Here is an 18168-nt window from a genome sequence, read left to right as displayed (position 1 = left end):
AGCAGGGAACCGGCCAGGATGACCACGCCGCAGAGGGCACACACTCGGGCGCCACGCCGACCTGGCGGCCGCACGCCGAGACCGCGGTCCGGCGCCTGCGTCCCCTATCGGTCGCCCTGTCCCGCGGCGGAGGGCTCGCCGATGGTGAAGCCCGCGTCGGTGATGGTGTACTCGCGGACCGCGGAGTCATGTCGGCTGGCGCGGGCCTTCAGGATGGTCATGGCCTTCTTGATCTGTGAGTTCCCGCGCAGGTACTGCAGCAGCAGCACGTTGTCGGACAGGTGGGAGACGCCGTTGTCGGACAGCCGGGCGGTGTCGAACAGGTCCGCGACCTCAAGGGTCATGACGACGGTGACGTTCAGGCGCGAGCAGCGCTGGATGAAGGAGTAGAACATCTCCTGGAAGCGACGCGGATCGGGTGCGGCGTTCTGCAGGTCGCCGAGGCTGTCGATGACCAGCCGATTGATCTTGCCGTGGGTGATCCGGCCGAGGATCTCGTAGATCCACTCGTCGATGTAGAGGTCGACCGGCACGTGGTGCACGACGTCGATGTCCGGGTGGTCGAGGTTCCAGCCGAACCCCGCGGCGGTACGGGCGAGCTGGGTGGGGTTCTCCTGCATCGCGGCGAACAGTCCGTGCTCGCCCTGTGCCAGGCCCGCGCGCAGGAAGTGCAGCGCGGCGATCGTCTTGCCGACCCCTGGCGGGCCCGCGATCAGCGCCGACCCGCCGGGGTGGAACCCGCCGCCGATGAGCGGGTCGAGTGCGGCGATCCCGGTCGAGACGCGCGATGCGTCGAGCCGGTAGGCGGTGCCCTCACCGGCGTCGGCGAGCCGGGGGAACAGGTCGAGCCCGCGGTTGGACAACCGGTAGGCGTGCTGGCCGGACAGGAATCCGCTGCCGCGCAGCTTCAGCACGGTCAGGACGCGCATGCGGCGCTCGGCCATCACGTTGGTGCCGAGCCGGATGATGGCGTCGGCGACCGCGAACTCGGCGCTCTCCCCGATCTCGGCGTCGGTGTACTCCCCCAGCCACAGGCTGGTCAACGGCTGTGCGGCCAGGCGTCCGCTGAGGTCGTTGAGGAACCGGCGGAACTCGCCCTCGTCCGCGGCGTAACTGCGCAGCGCCTTGAAGCTGTCGACGACCAGCATGGCGGGCGCCCGGTCGGCGATCAGGTCGGTGACGGTGGTCAGGAAGCCGGGCAGGCCTTCGCTGCCGAGGACGGCGCCGGCATCGGCGTAGAACACGGCGGTCTCGACCGCGCCGACGTCGAAGAAGTCGAGCTCCTGGCCGTACCGGATGACCTTGTCGAGCGGTTCGGAGACGGTGGTGAGGTAGACGGCCGGAGCCTCCGGCGTCGCGTTCGCGAACACGTACTGCTGGGCGAGCAGGGTCTTGCCGCTGCCCGGAAGCCCGGCGAGGACGGTGACCGAGTTGGCCGGCAGGCCACCGCCGAACACCTCGTCGATCCGGGCGTGGCCGCTGGTGATGCGCGGATTGTGCTCGACGGCGTCGTAGCTGGTCATCGGGTACTCCTCATCGCGTGCTGGATGCGGCGGCCGGGGCGGGCGTGAGGATGTCCCGGACGGTACTGATCAGGCGGGCCGCGTTGAGCGGCTTGGACAGGAATCCGTCGGCGCCGGCGGCGAACGCCTGGTCCACGGCACGCAAGCTGGAGTAGGTCAGCACCGGGACGCCGTCCGCGACCAGGTGCTTGCACAGGTCGGCGGCCGACCGGCCGGGCAGCAGCATCTCGATGACCGCGCACACGACCGGTGCTGCAGCGGCGGCGGCCCGCGCCTCGGCCGGCGTCCGGGCGGTCGTCACCTGGTAGCCGGCCGCGCGCAGGTTGCGCTCCATGACCGTGAGCAGGTAGCCGTCCCAGTCGACGACGAGCACGGTCCCGCGCGGCCGGTACGGCGCGCTGACCGGCGGCACCGGCTCGGCCGGGTCGACGAGGTGCCCGGCGAGGTCCGCATGTGCGGCGGTCTCGTCGCTGCCACCGCGCATCCGTGCCGCGACCAGGCGCAGCGCGTCGAGCTGACCGGCCGAGTAGACCGGCGTACCGGCCTTCGTGCGGATGGGCATCACCAGCCCGTACCGGTCGGACCAGGCGGCCAGGTCTTCGGCGCGGATGCCGGTGAGCCTGCCGACCGCCCGGGTGCTGAAGATCGGCAAGGCACGATCAGGCACCTGGGTACGTGCCGGGCGCGCCACCGACGGCACCTGCCGCTCCGGAGCCGTGCCGGCGTCAGGGTCCCGGACCGGCCGGTGCAGGATCAGCAGGGCGATGTCGTCCTCGGCGTTGCCGGTCGCGAACTCGTGCACGGCGGCGAGAATGCGGTCCGCGATCTCCTCGGCGGAGCTGCCCGCCAGCCCGGCCAGCAGTTCCTGCAGACCGTCCTCGCCGAAGAACTCGCTGTTCCGGCGGGCCTCGATCACGCCGTCGGTGTAGAGCACCAGCGTGTCTCCGGCTCCCATGGTGACCTCGGCCTCGTCGGCCCACAGGTCGGGGAAGGCGCCCACCAGCCGTCCGGCGGGCTGCACGCGTTCCACGGTGCCGTCGTGGCGCAGCAGCATCGGCGGGCAGTGACCGCCGCGGGCGATCACGACCCGGTCCTGCGCCAGATCGAGCCGGGCCATCGCCATCGTCAGGAACCGGCCCTGCTCCGAGGCGTCGAAGACGAGACGGTTCAGCTGCCGCACCGCCTCGGCCGGCGCGAGCTGCGGGCCGATCGCGCGCAGCGTGTGCCGGGCCAGGCCGGTCACGCCCGCCGCCTCCACACCGCGGCCCATCACGTCGCCGATCACCGCCAGCCACTGCCCGCCGGGCGCCGGGAACAGGTCGTAGAAGTCGCCGCCGACCTCCAGCGCGGCGTCCGCCGCCACGTACCGGCCGGCGACCTGGAGACCGTCGACGACCGGCAGCCGCGCCGGGAGCAGGCTCTGCTGCAACTCGCCGGCGACCCGGCCGCGCTCGGCGAACAACCGCGCCCGTTCCCAGGCCAGGGCCGCTCGCCGGGCGAACTCCGTGGCCAGCAGCAGATCGGCCTCGCCGTAGGCGACGTCCGGTTCGGCGACCCAGGTGATCAGGCCGCTGACCACACCCGCGGTCCGGATCGGCACCATGACCCGCCACGGTCCGGCCTGCCCGTCCACCCGCACCAGGCCGGTCGCCAGCGGATCGTCCGGGGTGAGACGGTCACAGACCGGCTCGCCGGTCGTGACGACGTGCGCCGTGGCCGATCCCGGCGCGACCTCGATCGGGCCGCCGCCGAGCGCCGCTTCCAGCCGGGCCTGCTGAATCGGGTCACGGTGGGCGATGCCGACGCTGGTCAGTGTGCCGTCGTACTGCTGCATGATCGCCAGCGCGGCCACACCCGGCACGCAGAAGCGCGCGAGTCTCGCCGGTAACCCGGCCGCATCGGGCAGCGACGACACCAGCCCGGACACGTCGGCCAGGAACTCGGACCGGCGCAGCCGCTCACCGGCCAGGCCGGCGGCCTCCGACAGCTCGCCCACCGCCGCGGCGGTCTCCCGCAGGATCTCCAGCTCTGCCGGTGTCCAGTCGCGTGGACTCGCGCTGCCGGCACCCAGCACGCCCACGACGGCGCCCGCTGCCGAACGCACCCGCACCCCGGCCCAGGCCCGCACCGGCCCGTCCACCGCGTCGGCCTGCACGAGAAGGGCGTCCGTGCCCGCCAGTGAGCTGAACAGGACGTCCGCGGCCGGGCTCACCGGGCCGCCGTCCGCGGCACCCGACCACCGCACCATGCCGTCCACGGCGACGAACGCGAACGGCGCCTCCAGCATCCGGGCTGCCAGGCGGGCCAGGCGGGGCACGGGTCCGGCCGGTGGATCTCCGTCGGCGGCGCCGTCCATCACCACATGACCGCCCCTTCGTCCCGTAACCGGATTCGCCGCCACGCCGCAGCCGGAAGACCTCGCGCCCATCCTGCCCGAAGCCACATGACCGGGCGGCGACCACCCACCACCGGAAACGTAACTCACAGTTACCCTCGGTCCGCGCGCACAAAACCTGCAGCGCGGTGGCGTCGAGGGCCGGCCGGCAGCCACCGCGTGTAACGCCGCCGTCCGGTCGGTGGTCATGGTCAGAGGCGTTTCCTGGCCTCGGTGAACAGCAGCCAGCCGAGGTAGCCGCCGCCGAGGATGACGGTGATGATGCCTACCGGCAGCGGGGTCGGGGCGATGTGCTGGGCGACGTAGTCCGCTGCCAGGCACAGCAGCGCGCCGACGACGGCGGCGGGGGTGAGCGTGATTCCCGCGGTGCGGGCGAGCCGGCGGGCGATCTGCGGTGCGACCAGGGAGACGAACACGATCGGTCCGGTCGCCGCCGTGACCGTCGCCGTCAGTGCCACGCCCACCACGACCAGTCCGAGGCGTGCCGCGGGGACGCGTACCCCATGGGCGGCTGCGGTGTCGTCACCCAGCTCCATCTGGCGCATCGGCCGGCTCAGCATCCCGGCCGGCAGCAGGAGCGCGAGGACGCAGGTGCCGCCGATGACCACCTGATCCCACGACACGCCGTTGAGCGACCCGGCGCCCCATGCCGCCGCGGCCATCGCCTGGTCCAGCTCGGCCTTGAGCATCAGCCAGGTGTTCAGCGACCCCAGCATCGCCGACACGCCGATGCCGACGACGATCAGACGAAAACCCTGCACCCCTTGCCGGTACGCGAGCGCGTACACGCCGACGGCCGTGGCCATCCCACCGAGCAGTGCGCCGCCGGCCACGCTCGCGTAGCTGCCGTTGACGAGCAGGATCACGATCAGTGCGCCGGTGTAGGAGCCCTGGGAGAAGCCGATGATGCCGGGGTCCGCGAGCGGGTTGCGCAGCATCGACTGGAAGATCGCCCCGCTGGTCCCCAGCGCGGCGCCGAACACCAGCGCGGCGGCCACCCGCGGCAGCCGCCACTCGACCACGATGTCGTGCACCAGCCCGGTCTCCCCGCCGGTCAGCGCGGAGATCACCTGCCCGGGGCCGAGCGGGTAGGTGCCGGTCATCAGCGCGAGCACGGCCAGGCAGGCGGCCGCGAGCACGAGCACCGTGCAGACGATGACCGCACGCCACTCGAGCCGTACCGCGATCTGCCCGCGCCGTACCGTCAGCATGCGCCGCCCGAAGTCCACCCGGGTGCTCACAGTCCGCTCGCCTTCTTCCGCCGTACCAGCGCGATGAGGACCGGGGCGCCGACGAAGGCGGTGACGACGCCGACGGGGATCTCGCCGGGCCGCATCACGATTCGCCCGAGGATGTCGGAGGCCAGCACCAGGCTCGGGGCGAGCAGGATGCTGTAGGCGAAGATCCAGCGCTGGTGCGGGCCGGTGATCCAGCGGGCCACGTGCGGGACCATGAGACCGACGAACACGATCGGTCCGCCGATGGCCGTCGCACCGCCGGCGAGCAGGGTGAGCGCGATGATCGCGAGGGCGCGGGTGCGCGCCAGGCGCACGCCCTGGGCCACCGCCAGTTCGTCGCCCAGCGCCATCGCGTTGAGCGGGCCGGCCACCACGAAGGCCAGCACGACCGCGGCCGTGAGGAACGGCAGGACCGGCCACACCACCTCCAGCGGGCGGCCCGCGATCGATCCGGCGTTCCACGACCGCATCGCGTCGAAGGCGTCCGGGTCGGTCAGTTGGAGTGCTTCCCTGGCGCCGCCGAGCACCGCGGCGACGCTGACGCCGGCGAGGACCATGACCACCGGTGAGGAGCCCTGCCGCGTCGACCCGAGTGCGAGCACCATCAGCGTGACGATCAGTGCCCCCGCGTACGCGAACCACAGGTAGCCCCGGATGTCGCGGACGCCGAGCAGCCCCACGGCGACCGTCACCGCGAAGGACGCGCCGGCGTGGACGCCGAGAATGCCCGGGTCGGCCAGGGGGTTGCGGGTGAGCGCCTGGATCAACGCGCCGGACAGGCCGAGCGCGACGCCGACGACCAGGCCCACGATCGTGCGTGGCATCCGGTAGTCGCGGATCGCGAACTGGTCGATGCCGGCCGACGAGTGGAACAGCGCGTCCCACACCACGGACGGCGGGATCCGCGTCGACCCGATCAAGACGCTGAGCAGCAGCAGGACGGCCAGCACGAGCAGCGCGACGATCAGGCCGAGCGGACGACGGCGCGGTCCGGGCACCGTCGCGGTGCCCGGACCCTCCTTCAGGGTCACTTATCGGCCGGCAGGCTCGCCAGTGCGCTGTCGAGCGAGTCCAGGTATCGGACGACGGATCCGTAGGAGTTGTTGCCGGGGCAGAAGACGCCGAGCGCGCGACCGGCGTTCACGGCGGGCAGCGCCTTCCAGGTGTTGGTCTCGACCACCGGCGCGAACGGCGCTGTGGGCCGGCCCTGGGCGTCGACCGGGTAGGTGATCACGTCGTACGTGGACAGGCTGCCGATCTGCTCGAACGGCAGCGCCGTCCAGGCGAGGGGGTCGGCGCCGGCGGCCGCCTTGGGGAAGTCCAGGCCGATGTCGTCCCTGGCGATCTCGGAGCAGCCGATGTCCGCGATGGCGAACGTGCCGGGATCGGACGAGGACCAGCGGGTGACGTCGACGAACGAGGTCTTGCCGGCGATCCCGCCGTACGTCTGCTGGATCTTCGTGACCTTGCCTTCGAACTCCGCCTTCTGCTGGCTGAACCGTTCCGTCAGGTTGCCGGCCTCCGCGAGTCCGCCGGCGAGCGCCTTCCACTCGGTGTCGAGCCCGAAGAACACGGTCGGGGCGATCGCCGCCAGCTGCTTCTCGATCAGCGCGAACTCGGCGTCGGGAATCTGCGTCAGGATGAGGTCCGGCTTCAGGCCGGCGAGCTTCTCCATGTCGACCTCGTCGGCGCTGGCCGCGAGAATCGTGGCCGCCGCATACGTCGCCTGCTGGTCGGCGGGCAGCAGCCCGACGTCGGACTCCGACTCGGCCGTGACGCCGACCGGCTTCCCGCCGATGTCGATGAACGGCAGCGTCGTGTTGCCGATCGTGGCTACCCGCTGCGGCGCGGCGGGGATCTCGATCGTGCCGTTGCCGGCCGTGACGCTGCGGGTGGTGGCGGCGGCCTCGGCGGGTTCGTCGGCGTCGCCGCCGCACGCGGTGAGGACGAGCGCCGTGCTCAGGAGTGCGGCGGTCAGGGCCGCGCGGCGCCGTCTCGGGGGTGTCATCACCATGGGTTCGTTCTCTTTTCTCTTCATCACTGGGGGTGGGGCACCAGTTCGTGGACCGTGGTGCCCCAGCCGACGGTGTGTGCCGTGGTGCGGACCAGCCCGGCACGGGAGATGACGTCGTCGAGCTCGGCGGCGGTACGGACGCCGGAGCCGTGCACGGCGAGGGCGAGCAGGTCGGCCTCGCCGTCGTGCTCGTCGAGGTCGTCGGTGTCGAGGAGGTCTTCGACCAGCAGCACCCGGCCGCCGGGCAGGAGGTTCTCGGCCGCCCGCCGCAGCGCGTGGGCGGCGTCGGCGTCGGGCAGGGTCTTGAAGGCGCGGATGACGACCACGGTGTCGGCCGGCGGGCTGGGCTCGAAGACGGACTGCGCGGCCACGCCGACCCGGGCGCGCTGCTCCGCGTCGGGGATGGTGTCGGGCAGGTCGCGGCGCAGCCAGTCCGCCTGTGCGGGCAGCGCGCAGATCGTCACGCGGAGGTGCTCGTGGGCGGCGACGAACTCGCGGGCCTGGGCGCCCGCGCCGCCGGAGTGCAGCACCAGGTGCCGGACCCCGTCGAGGAGGCCGGACGTGGCGATCGGTGCGGCCAGCGCCGTCTGGAACTTCGCCAGTCGTTCCAGGTAGCGGTCCTCGTAGTCCTGTTCGGCCCGGACCTCGGAATAGGTCTGCCCGGTGACCGAGGCGTACGACGACCGGCCGGTGCGGATCGACTCGGTGAGCCCGTGGATGCCGCGCATCTCGCGTCCCGCCACGCCGGCGGGGTGCAGGAAGTCGGCCATGAACTCGACGGTCAGCACCTCACCCACCGTCGTCAGCGCGTAGTGGCCCGGCGCGGTCTCGGTCAGCAGGTCCAGGGCGTGCAGGTAGCGCAGCAGCTTGCCCAGCGCCCGCTCGTCGGCGTCGGCCTTGACGGCCAGGTCTTTCACCGCGGTCACGCCGCGGGAGATGAGCTCGGGAATGCCCAGCTCGACGGCGGTACGGATCGCCACCGGAGCGATCAGCTCGGTCAGATCGTGGAGCTTCTCGAACGGCGTTCTCGTCCTCGCGGGATCGGGGACCGCCCCGTCGTTCTCCAGCGCGACGACCTCGCCGCGACGCCAGTACCCGATGAACTCGACGTCTCCCTTGGGCACCGCTCGGTCCTCGACCAGATGACGCCGCAGGTCACGCACGGTCGCCTGTTCCCCGGCGAGCCACGCGAACGGTTGCCCGTCCCACCAGGCGCAGTTCCGGACCGCGTCCACCAGACGGGTCTCGCCACCGTCGCGCACCAGCCAGGTCACCTCGACGCCGGGTAGTCCACGCAGGCTCTGCCGGTGGCCTTCCTCGGCGACCTCGATGAACACCTGCGCGCGCGTACCCTCGGGAAGCTCTTCGAGAAGGCGGGCGACGGCGGGGAGCGCCGTGTCGTCGCCGGCGATCAGCAGCCAGTCCGCGTCCTGCGGTAGCGCCCGTGACGAGCTCGGGCCGAAGAAGTGGATACGATCACCGACCCTGGCGCGGTACGCCCAGGTGGTGCCGATCCCGATGCCGTGCTTGACGACGTCGACGTCCAGCTCGCCGGTCTCGGGGTCCCAGCGGCGCACGGTGTAGAACCTCGACAGCGGCCGCGGGTCTTTCGGCAGGTCCAGGCCCTTCTCCTGCTGCACGGGTAGCACCGGCCGGTCCTGGCCGGGGTAGGTGAACACCAGCCGGATGTCGTCGTCGAAGCCCGTCGAGCCGAACGCGGGCTGGGTGAAGCCGTTCGCGGAGGTGAACGCGCGCAGCTGCGCACCGGCCAGCGTGATCCGCCGCATTCCCGGTGTCAGGTCCCGCACGCGTACGACCTCGACCTCTCGCAAGGTCAACGGGTGCACGGTGATCCGGCGTGAGGTCTTCGGCATGCTGGGGTCAGTCCTTCCGACGGGGCCACACGCCACCATCAGCAGGTAATGTTAGGCAATCCTAACCTCACATGGTGTGCGTAGATCGCCATATAGTTAGGACGTGAATCAAGATCCACCGGTGCCCCCGCGGGTGCGGTCGAGCGGCCTGTGGGATCAGCCCGAGCACCTCCTGCTCTGGGTCCGCACCGGCGCGGCCCGCGTCCGGATGGAGGGCCACCCGGATTTCCACCTCACCGCCGGCGAGGGCGTCTGGATCCCGGCGAACGGCGGCAGCCACTGGGCGGTCGACACCGAGCCGGGCACGGTCGCCTTCCCGCTGCTGACCCATCCGGCCATCACGGCCGGGGCCCTGCCGGAGCCGAGACGATTCGTGGTGCCCGACGGCTGGCAGGACTGGCTGATCCAGAGCTTCAACCTCATGGTCACGCCGCTGTCCGGCAACGGATACTCCCAGGACGCGCTCGTCGAACTGCTCCGCGGCCCCGGCAAGCGACCGGTCCGCTTCGCGCGGCCCGATCCGCCGGTCATGCCGAGAGCCGGCGGGGCACGGGACGTGGCCGACGAACTGCTGCGGAATCCCGCGCTCGACCTCACCGTCGCCGCCTGGGCCGCACGGGTGCTGTCCAGCCCGCGCACCCTGCTCCGCGACTTCCGCGGCGACACCGGGCTGACCTTCGCACAGTGGCGGCTGCGCTGCCGGCTGAGCGCGGCCGTCGCGCACATCGCCGCCGGCCACGGCGTCGATCAGGTCGCGGCCCGGGTCGGTTTCGCCACCCACAACGGTTTCACCCGCGCGTTCAAGCAGCAGTTCGGGCTGACGCCGCACGAGTTCAGCCGGAACCTCGCCGCCCGGCCGGTCGCGAGCGGGCTGACCCGGCACGCCGACGACCTGATGCGGATGATGCGCGCGCAGGACACCCCCGCCGCACCCGACATGCTGCCCGGGGCGCGCACGCCGTCGCACACGAACAACGTCCACGTGCTCATCTGGACGTACCGCGGCAGCGGATACCTGGACATCGGCGACCACCGCTACGAACAGGAACGCGGCGTCGCGACCTGGATCCCCGCGGGCGCCGAACACACCACGGGCGTCCGCGAGAACTCGATCTCGCTGCCGCTCGGGAACGCCGGCACCGACGACCTTCAACTGACCGAGCCGCTGCAGGTCCAGTTCCCGCCCGCGTGGGACGACTACCTGATGTTCTGCTCGATCAGCGCCCGCACTCCCCTGCGCCCGGACGACTACGACCCCGGTCACATCGCCGGCCTGTTCGCCGATCAGGTCGCCGCGCAGCGCGCACTGTCACTGCCGATGCCGACCGGCGCGCCGGCGCGGGCGGCCGCCATGGACTACCTGCGCCACCTCGGTACATCCGGCGGGTCAGGGCCCGACGTGCCGGCCGATCTCCATCGGGCCTTCCGCGAACAGACCGGCATGAGCTTCGCCCGGTGGTGCTACGCCGCCCGCATGCGCATCGCCCGGGACATGCTCGCCGGCGGTGCCACACCCAGCGCCGTCTCCCGCCGCGTCGGCTACGCCCACCTGCCGACCTTCAGCGCCGCCTTCACCCGCTTCCACGGCCTGCCACCTCGCGACTACCAGCAGCGCGAGAAAGCCTGACCCACATTTCGTACGCCAGCAGCCCATCGTGGTCGTGGTGCAGGCGATTCTCGATGCCAGTACTGACGGCTCCAGGTTTGAAGGTCTCGGGCGGCGGCCTAGCCGGCGGGCAGCGAGATGGTCAGGTGGGGGTGCGTGTCGGGAGTGGACAGCACGTGGACCTGGCGTGTGGTCGTGGCGGGCACCGTGCAGCGTTTGCCGTCGATGGCGATCACCGTCCGATACCTGCAAGCCGTACCGCCCGGCGCCGCGGTACGGGAGTGGAGCCAGCCCGCGAGGATGCCGCCGAGCAGAGCGTCGTCTGCATCGATCCCGATGGCGAACGATGAATCACGCGATTCATGCCCTCCAAGGGTGGAAACATCGTCACGATCGTGGGGCTGCACATCGGGAACGCCAGATTGAACTTGATTGTCGATATGATTCGGATATTGCAGCCACCAGCCGACAATCCCCCGTAGCGGCAGCGCAAGAGGCCCGATGGGCCGACACTCGAACGTGGGTCACGCCTTCATCGAGCAGCATTTACGACATATGCATCTGGCCGGGCCAGTTCATAGAATTCATACTGATGCTCCGATTCGACATTCATTCACTTCACGATCATCGAACGCTCCAGCGGTGGCCATATCTGGTCAGAGATCCCGGAGGAGCCAGTGATGGCACCCACACCCCGAATACGCCCGGATACACCCCATGACGCCGCCCCACAATGGATCCCGCCCGTCATCGACGGCCGCCGCCCGGTGGAAAACGGCCCGAAAGTACGGGCCGTATGCGGCAGCGATCAGCGGGTCCCTGGCCAATGCCATCCAGATCCTCACAGTCGAAACGCCGACGACCGCCGGACTGGTCATCTCAGGGATCGTCATCGCAACCTGCCTCCCGCTCGCCACGTTCCTCACAGGCCGATCACATGGGCGGAGGAAAGCCGTGGCTCTCACCAAGGAGATCCAGGGACTGCAGGGCGTCCTGGAGGCGACCTTCGGAAGCCATCAGCCGTACAACGACACACGCGGCATCACGTTCGACATCGGCAGACACCCAGACGAGGATCTGGTGGAAGAGTGGCACCTAACCACGCCGGACCAGGGGCCGGTGGTCTATTGGGGCAAATTCGACGCGTTCAGCCGGGGCCGGGAGCACACGCTGGACTGGGACGACATCGATCTGCACATCACCCGCATCCGACGCGCGGGCGACGAGGGCAGCCCGCAGTTCGCAAAGTTCATCCGGCTGCAGAACGACAAGGCACCGAGCGCGCTCATAGCGTTCGCGCCACCGAGGGACAGCGTCGAGTGGGTCGCCGCGTACAAATCACCAGGGTACTGGAACGTACTCCGGGAGGGCGTCCAACCGTTCGTGTGGAACCTGCCGCGCGTCAGCGCGGACGACCCTTCGAACCGGCGCAGCCCGCTCCAGCGCGTGACAATTACCTTCCGGGTGCCCATCGCGATGGGAGAGCTGATCGTCAGCGGACCATCCGAGCACTTCCGGCGTCCGGTTACGGAGAACGGCGGGCCGCACGGACCAGCCCGGAACTACTCCTTCTGCATCGACGACGTCTCCACACTGCTCGGACAGGCGGACTCGTCGACCAGTCCGATTCACTGGCACCTGGAACTCAAGCCCGAGGGCAGGCCAAGACCATGACTCACCGGAAACTGCGCGCATTGACATCCAGACTGGCCGGCGCAGCGTCCGCCGGTGCGTGGCCGGCTGCGACGGCGGCGGCGTTCGTGAACGTCGCGGTCGCGTTCGCCCTCGGCTTCCGGGAGATGGCGATCCTCCTGCTCATCCTTACGATCCTTCTCGTGGCGCCGGCCCACCTCACTCGCCCACGACACACCGGGCTCCGATCAGGTGATGCGACTCCGGCCACCGCCGACAGGCGCACCGAGGGTGACGTGCCCGCGGACATGCGCGACTACACCGAGGATCTGGAGCTGACCGTGGTGATCGGCGCCACCGCGGACGACGACCAGGTGTACGAGCGCCGATCGACGCAGCCGCACAACGAGGTACGCCAACGCCAGCTCACGTTGATCACGCCGTACGCCGAGCCCGGCGCCGGCCGGGTCACCGTCCTGCCCAGGCTACGGGTCGACGACGAGGAGGTATCGGCGGACTGGCGCCCCCTACGCGAGGTAGCAGGCCGGGGTGCCGTCGTCTTCACACCCCCGGCCACCGACGAGACCGTGACCTGGGAGCTGTCCTACGACATGCCTGGCGGAATCTGGAATTCCCTGCGCTCCACAGGAATCGACGTATTCCGATACGATGTGCGGGAGTTCCCGATCGGCCGCTTCACCGTACGATTCATTCTGCACCCGGGAGCCGAATCAGCATTCGTTCAAGAGCGAGCCCGGCGCGGCCATGCCACCAATTTCGCTGCGGACCAGGACGGGCGACTGGTTGCGGTGTGGACCGCCGACACCCCCGCACAGCGTGCCAAATATGAGTGGGATCTTCGTGTTGCCTGGCGCTCCTGACCGAGAAACTCCAGCCGGATTAGCGCGCTTCGCACGGGACCACCCGATCCATGTTTAAGATAAGCCGGTAAGGGTCACCACACAGGGACGGACGACGTCGACGACCATCGGCGTAATTTCCCGAAGATAACGGTAAGGGCCAGTCATGTCTTCGATCATGCAGTACGGCACGGGACGCGGCGCGGAAGGTTCGGCCGGATAGTCCACATCGACCGTACACATAGCTTATCGGCGCCGGAGTCTTCTCCGGCGCCTTCGCATGTCAACGGGTGTCCGGCGGGTCCCTAACGGTGGCCGGCCGTGGCGAAGCGGTCCCGGTACGCCCGCGGTGACACGCCGAGGCGGGCCACGAAGATCCGGCGCAGGGTTTCCGGGCTGCCGATGCCGACCAGCCTGGCCGTGTCGGTGACGGAACTTCCGGCGCACAGCAGGCGCATGGCGGCGTCCACCCGGACGTCCTCGACGTAGCGGCCCGGGGTGCAGTCCAGTTCCTGCCGGAACAGGCGGGTCAGGTGGCGCGGGCTCAGATGTGCGCGGGCGGCCAGCGCGGGCAGTGAATGGTCGCCGGCCGGGTCGGCCGCGATCGCATCGGTCAGCGGGCGCAGCACCTCGTGGACCGGCCGGGGCAGCGACAGCGACGGGGAGAACTGCGACTGGCCGCCGGGCCGCTGCAGGAACACCACCAGCGACCGGGCGACCGCGCGGGCCATTTCCCCGCCGTGGTCGTGCTCGACCAGGGCCAGCGCCAGGTCGATGCCCGCCGAGACCCCGGCCGAGGTGAACACGTCCCCGTCCCGCACGAAGATCGCGTCGGGCTCGACCCGGACCTTCGGGTAGGCGGCCGCGAGCAGCCGTGCGTGCTGCCAGTGGGTGGTGGCCCGCCGCCCGTCGAGCAGGCCGGCAGCGGCCAGGACGAAGGCGCCGGTGCAGATCGAGGCCGTACGGCCGGAGATCCCCGCCAGCACCGCGGCCGCCTCGGTGAGCGCGGGCTCGATCGGCTGCGTGGCCAGGCGATCCCCGCCGATCACGAGCGCGGTGCCGACGTCGGACGCCGACGCGACGTCCCCGGCGACCTCCACCGGCAGTCCCGTGGAGGTGCGGACGGTCCCCCCGTCGGCCGAGCGGACCTCGAGCCGGTAGTGCGCTCCGAACTTGGCGGCCTCGGCGAACACCTCGAACGGCCCGGCCAGATCGAGCAGCTTCATGCCGTCGAAGACGAGCGCGGTGACCCTGCCCCCCATCGGATGATCCTATGCCGCGGCCGCGAGGAAGAGTGTCAGCTCGGCCAGGCGTTGGCGCGGATGATCTCGACGAAGTCCTGGCGGGCGAAGTCCGGGTCGAAGTGGGCGAGAACGTCGTCGTTCATGGTGCCGAAGGTGGTGCCGGGGCGTTCCCGCATGCCGTCGGCGAAAGCGGCCAGAATGCCGTCCTTGAATTGCGTGCGATCGTGTACGGCGACCACCGCCGCCCGGTCGTCGTCGCCGATCTCGTCCAGCCCGAATCCGAGCACGTCGGTCTCGACGCCCGCGGTCACCAGCGCTGCCTCCGGTTCCAGGTGTTCGGCGATGCCGGGCGTGGTGTGCAGGGCGATCCCGAGCCACACGGCGCGGGCTTCGGCGGGCGTACGCCCGTGGCCGAGCAGGAAGTCGCGGGCCAGATCCGCACCGTCGACCTCGAACCGCTGGTCCGTGCGCCGATACCGCGGCGTCAGCCCGAGGTCGTGGAACATGGCGCCGACGTACAGCAGCTCGGGGTCGGCGGTGAGCCCGCGGTGGCGCCCTTTCAGGCTGCCGAAGAGGAACACCCGGCGGGAGTGATGGAAGAGCAGCGGGCTGGCCGCCGCCCGCACGAGTTCGGTGGCCTCGCGGACGAGCGCGGTGTCCGGGATGCTGATCCCGGCAATGGTCTCGGACATGCACCAAGAATCGTCCGCCCGGCCTTTCCCGGCCCCGCTCCGGCGGACCGCGATCCCACAGATCCGGACATCCGCGTCGGCGCGCGTCACCAGCCGCAACGACGGTGTGTGGCCCGGTAATCTCGGTTACCGCCCTCCGAGAGTTTCGTCAGGGGCCCGGAGACGACCGCGTTTCCGCGGGCCGGCTGTCCCGCACTGGGTTTGATGGAGACCCCGGCGTTCGTCGTCCCTTACCCGCAGGGCCGGCGAGACTCCAGGGGCTCGACGGTCGGAGTTTTTCTGCGACCCGCGGGCTCCGGTCACCCGGCGTGCGGCCAGGCGGCCTTCGCGTGGCGCAGGGCAGGTCTGGCAGTGAGGCCGAAGGTGCAGCGGATCCCCGCCGACAGCGCGGTCTTCCTCCAGGACGCGGTCCTCGCGAAGCTGGGCGGCGGCCGGACGGCGGTCCCGATACTGCCTTGATAAGGCCGTGCGATGCGGATACACAGGGCCGCATGTCCACTCTGCTCGTCATCGCCGGGCCACCCGGAGCCGGGAAGTCGACCGTCAGCGCCATCGTGTCCTCGCGTCTCTCACCAAGCGTCCTGATCCGCGGAGACACGTTCTTCCGATTCCTGGACCAGGGCGCGCAGGAACCGTGGCGGCCGGAGGCGAAGGATCAGAACCATACGGTCATCCGCGCCTCGGGCGCGGCGGCCGGACAGTTCGCCCGGGGAGGATACGAGGCCGTCTTCGACGGAGTCATGGGGCCATGGTTCCTGCCGGCCTTCCTCGAAGCCACAGGACTGCACGACCTGCACTACGCCGCCCTGCTGCCCTCGGTGGAGCGCTGCGTGCAAAGGGTCACCACCCGGGAGGGCAACCGTGACGACGAGCCCGGCACGCGCTACATGCACGAACAGTTCGAGCAAGCCCGTATCGACGCCCGGCACCTGATCATCGAGCCGCAGGGGACTCCGGAGGACATGGCTGCAAGGATCTTGTCTCGCTACCGTCAGGGCGACTTTGCCTACGGCGATCGAGACATTACCTAGCATCGGCACACTGATGCGCCCGCACCACACTCGAATCGATCTGGCCACGCCGGTCCAGGCACCGTGATCGTCCGCACCGACGACCACATAGGACGACGGGCCGCAGACCACCGTCTCAGTGCGGTTCGGACCACTCGCGCATGCGGGACAAGCACGATCAAGATCACAACCAGCGTGGGTACGGCGTAGGCCGGCGATTCCCCGGCGGCACAGCCGAGCGAGCCGGACAGCCAGAGCTGGATCTGCCGCGTCGCGCGCGGATTCGCCGCCCAGACGATCACGGACGAGGTGACCGCGTACCCGGGAGGATCTGATCGTCGAGGTGGGCGGTGCCGGCCAGTCGGATGCGCCATTTGACTTCGGGCGTCCGGGAACTGCTAGCCTCCCTGTCGCCGATGCGGTCCGAATCCGGGCCGGTGCGGTGAGGATTTCAGCGGCCTGGCCTTTACCGGGGTCTCCCGGCTTGTCGCTGCTCTCCTCGGTCGTGGCGCCAGGGCAAGGGCGAAGACCACCCCAATCGATGGGGTGGGCTCTGCCTGCCCCACGTCCGACGCTAGGAGACCTGTTCAGTGAGTGCCCTCGGGACTCGGGAATCACAGCATGCGACCCGCTGGCTGGTGTTGGCCGCGGTGGGTGTCGCGCAGCTGATGGTGGTGCTCGATGCCACCATCGTCAACATCGCACTACCGTCGGCCCAGGCCGGCCTGCGGTTCAGCGACGACAATCGGCAGTGGATCGTCACCGCGTACGCGCTGGCGTTCGGCTCGCTGCTCCTGGTCGGCGGCCGGCTCGGCGACCTGTTCGGCCGCCGCCGGATGTTCGTGACCGGCCTGCTCGGTTTCGCCGCCGCCTCCGCGGTCGGCGGCGCCGCCGGCGGCTTCACGCTGCTGGTGGCCGCCCGCGCCGGCCAGGGCCTGTTCGCCGCCCTGCTCGCACCGGCCGCGCTGGCGATCCTGTCCACCACGTTCACCGACCCGGCGGAACGCGGCAAGGCGTTCGGGATCTTCGGCGCCCTCGCCGGGTCGGGCGCCGGCATCGGGCTGCTGCTGGGCGGCGCGCTGACCGAATGGCTGTCGTGGCGCTGGTGCATGTACGTCAACCTGCTGTTCGCGCTGCCGGCCGCCGTGCTGGCGATCGTCGCCGTCCGCGCACGGGCCGGACGCGACACCGGCGGCTCACCTCGGCCCACGCTCGACCTGCCGGGCGTGGTGACCGGCACGCTCGGCCTGTTCGCCGTCGTCTTCGGCTTCTCCTCGGCGGAGACCCGCGGCTGGGACTCGGCGGTGACCGTCGGCGTGCTGGCCGCCGGGCCGATCCTGCTGGCCGTTTTCGTCCTCATCGAGAAGCGGGTGAAGGACCCGCTGCTGCCGCTGCACATCGTCTGGCACGCCACCCGCGGCGGCGCCTACTTCTCCAGCGCCGCGCTGGGCATCGCGATGTTCGGCGTCATGCTGTTCCTCACCTTCTTCTTCCAGCAGAACCTCGACTATTCACCGCTGCGCGCCGGCGTGGCCTTCATGCCGCTCAACATCACGATCCTCGTCGTGTCCGCCGTCGCCGGACGCACGCTCCTGCCGGCGTTCGGCCCCCGCAACCTCATCGTCGGCGGCCTGGCCCTCGGTGCCGCCGGCATGGCGTCGCTCGCGCTGATCGACGCCGAGTCCGGCTATCTCAGCGTGCTGCCGGGCCTGGTCCTGGTCGGTGTCTGTGCCGGACTGCTCTACACGACGACGTTCGCCACCGGCACGCTCGGCGTCTCGTGGGGTGACCTGGGCGTCGCGTCCGCCATGCTCAACACCGCGTCGCAGGTCGGCGGCTCGATCGGCATCGCAGTGCTGTCGACCGTCTTCGCCGACGCCGTAGCCGGCCACCTCGGTGCGCCGGCGGAGGCGGGGATGCACGGCTACCGCGTCGTCTTTGCCTGGGCGGCGGCGCTCACCGCGATCAGCGTCGTCATCGCCTTCGTCGTCATGCGCTCCACCGAGGAACAGACGGCCCGGCAGGCGCCGGTCGGCGCGGGCGTCCACTAGCGATCCGGTTGCCGGGCCGATGAGGGCGG

The 18168-nt window shown here is 70.6% G+C and carries 13 protein-coding genes; 5 read left to right on the top strand and 8 right to left on the bottom strand.

Features of this window, described 5'->3' with window-relative positions; translation table 11 throughout:
- Nucleotides 1–104: 104 nt before the first annotated feature.
- The 6 genes from OP04_RS21190 to OP04_RS21165 all read right to left on the bottom strand — a co-directional run bounded on the left by OP04_RS21190 (nucleotide 105) and on the right by OP04_RS21165 (nucleotide 9044).
- Nucleotides 105–1523 carry an ATPase domain-containing protein gene (locus tag OP04_RS21190; protein ID WP_157240126.1) on the bottom strand — a complete coding sequence of 473 codons (1419 nt, stop codon included), beginning with the start codon at nucleotides 1521–1523 and terminating at the stop codon, nucleotides 105–107.
- A gap of 10 nt (nucleotides 1524–1533) precedes the next feature.
- The gene (locus OP04_RS21185) at nucleotides 1534–3879 is read right to left on the bottom strand and encodes a SpoIIE family protein phosphatase (protein WP_198153918.1); all 2346 of its coding nucleotides are present in this window, start codon (nucleotides 3877–3879) and stop codon (nucleotides 1534–1536) included.
- A 230-nt stretch (nucleotides 3880–4109) separates the two neighbouring features.
- Nucleotides 4110–5159 carry a FecCD family ABC transporter permease gene (locus OP04_RS21180; RefSeq protein ID WP_033341504.1) on the bottom strand — a complete coding sequence of 350 codons (1050 nt, stop codon included), beginning with the start codon at nucleotides 5157–5159 and terminating at the stop codon, nucleotides 4110–4112.
- Nucleotides 5156–6187 carry a FecCD family ABC transporter permease gene (locus OP04_RS21175; RefSeq protein ID WP_232323678.1) on the bottom strand — a complete coding sequence of 344 codons (1032 nt, stop codon included), beginning with the start codon at nucleotides 6185–6187 and terminating at the stop codon, nucleotides 5156–5158. Before OP04_RS21175 ends, OP04_RS21180 begins: the two co-directional genes overlap by 4 nt.
- On the bottom strand, nucleotides 6184–7170 hold the full coding sequence (locus OP04_RS21170; RefSeq protein ID WP_033341503.1) for an ABC transporter substrate-binding protein: 987 nt from the start codon (nucleotides 7168–7170) through the stop codon (nucleotides 6184–6186). Before OP04_RS21170 ends, OP04_RS21175 begins: the two co-directional genes overlap by 4 nt.
- 23 nt (nucleotides 7171–7193) lie before the next feature.
- Complete coding sequence (locus OP04_RS21165; protein ID WP_033341502.1) at nucleotides 7194–9044, bottom strand: siderophore-interacting protein; 1851 nt, start codon at nucleotides 9042–9044, stop codon at nucleotides 7194–7196.
- A gap of 103 nt (nucleotides 9045–9147) precedes the next feature.
- Here OP04_RS21165 and OP04_RS21160 point away from each other — a divergent pair, with 103 nt between their 5' ends.
- The 3 genes from OP04_RS21160 (at nucleotide 9148) to OP04_RS21145 (ending at nucleotide 13163) form a co-directional block, all read left to right on the top strand.
- On the top strand, nucleotides 9148–10671 hold the full coding sequence (locus tag OP04_RS21160) for an AraC family transcriptional regulator (protein ID WP_198153917.1): 1524 nt from the start codon (nucleotides 9148–9150) through the stop codon (nucleotides 10669–10671).
- Between the two features lie 696 nt (nucleotides 10672–11367).
- Entirely contained in the window at nucleotides 11368–12324 is a 957-nt protein-coding gene (locus OP04_RS21150; RefSeq protein ID WP_157240124.1) for a hypothetical protein, read from the top strand.
- Nucleotides 12325–12410: 86 nt separating this feature from the next.
- Nucleotides 12411–13163, top strand: coding sequence for a hypothetical protein (locus OP04_RS21145; RefSeq protein ID WP_033341498.1), 753 nt, complete (start codon nucleotides 12411–12413; stop codon nucleotides 13161–13163).
- A 284-nt stretch (nucleotides 13164–13447) separates the two neighbouring features.
- On the opposite strand, the gene OP04_RS21140 is transcribed toward OP04_RS21145, so the two are convergent.
- Both OP04_RS21140 and OP04_RS21135 read right to left on the bottom strand, forming a co-directional pair.
- Complete coding sequence (locus tag OP04_RS21140; protein WP_033341497.1) at nucleotides 13448–14404, bottom strand: GlxA family transcriptional regulator; 957 nt, start codon at nucleotides 14402–14404, stop codon at nucleotides 13448–13450.
- Between the two features lie 35 nt (nucleotides 14405–14439).
- A complete protein-coding gene (locus OP04_RS21135; protein ID WP_033341496.1) occupies nucleotides 14440–15078 on the bottom strand; it encodes an HD domain-containing protein in 639 nt (212 codons plus the stop codon).
- Between the two features lie 491 nt (nucleotides 15079–15569).
- On the opposite strand from OP04_RS21135, the gene OP04_RS21130 reads away from it, so the two are divergent.
- On the top strand, nucleotides 15570–16109 hold the full coding sequence (locus OP04_RS21130; protein WP_051798480.1) for an AAA family ATPase: 540 nt from the start codon (nucleotides 15570–15572) through the stop codon (nucleotides 16107–16109).
- Between the two features lie 629 nt (nucleotides 16110–16738).
- Complete coding sequence (locus OP04_RS21125) at nucleotides 16739–18139, top strand: MFS transporter (RefSeq protein ID WP_232323677.1); 1401 nt, start codon at nucleotides 16739–16741, stop codon at nucleotides 18137–18139.
- Nucleotides 18140–18168 lie beyond the last annotated feature (29 nt).

Origin of the sequence: Catenuloplanes japonicus (genome assembly GCF_000717135.1) — a bacterium.
GTDB lineage: Bacteria > Actinomycetota > Actinomycetes > Mycobacteriales > Micromonosporaceae > Catenuloplanes > Catenuloplanes japonicus.
Note: the sequence above shows the minus strand (reverse complement) of the source record. Positions and strands in the feature narration are given on the sequence as shown.

What these genes read in the sequence shown, in the direction of transcription:
- OP04_RS21190 (WP_157240126.1), bottom strand. Translation starts at nt 1,523, where the DNA reads ATGACCAGCTACGACGCCGTCGAGCACAATCCGCGCATCACCAGCGGC.
- OP04_RS21185 (WP_198153918.1), bottom strand. Translation starts at nt 3,879, where the DNA reads ATGGACGGCGCCGCCGACGGAGATCCACCGGCCGGACCCGTGCCCCGC.
- OP04_RS21170 (WP_033341503.1), bottom strand. Translation starts at nt 7,170, where the DNA reads ATGGTGATGACACCCCCGAGACGGCGCCGCGCGGCCCTGACCGCCGCA.
- OP04_RS21165 (WP_033341502.1), bottom strand. Translation starts at nt 9,044, where the DNA reads ATGCCGAAGACCTCACGCCGGATCACCGTGCACCCGTTGACCTTGCGA.
- OP04_RS21150 (WP_157240124.1), top strand. Translation starts at nt 11,368, where the DNA reads ATGACGCCGCCCCACAATGGATCCCGCCCGTCATCGACGGCCGCCGCC.
- OP04_RS21140 (WP_033341497.1), bottom strand. Translation starts at nt 14,404, where the DNA reads ATGGGGGGCAGGGTCACCGCGCTCGTCTTCGACGGCATGAAGCTGCTC.
- OP04_RS21135 (WP_033341496.1), bottom strand. Translation starts at nt 15,078, where the DNA reads ATGTCCGAGACCATTGCCGGGATCAGCATCCCGGACACCGCGCTCGTC.
- OP04_RS21130 (WP_051798480.1), top strand. Translation starts at nt 15,570, where the DNA reads ATGTCCACTCTGCTCGTCATCGCCGGGCCACCCGGAGCCGGGAAGTCG.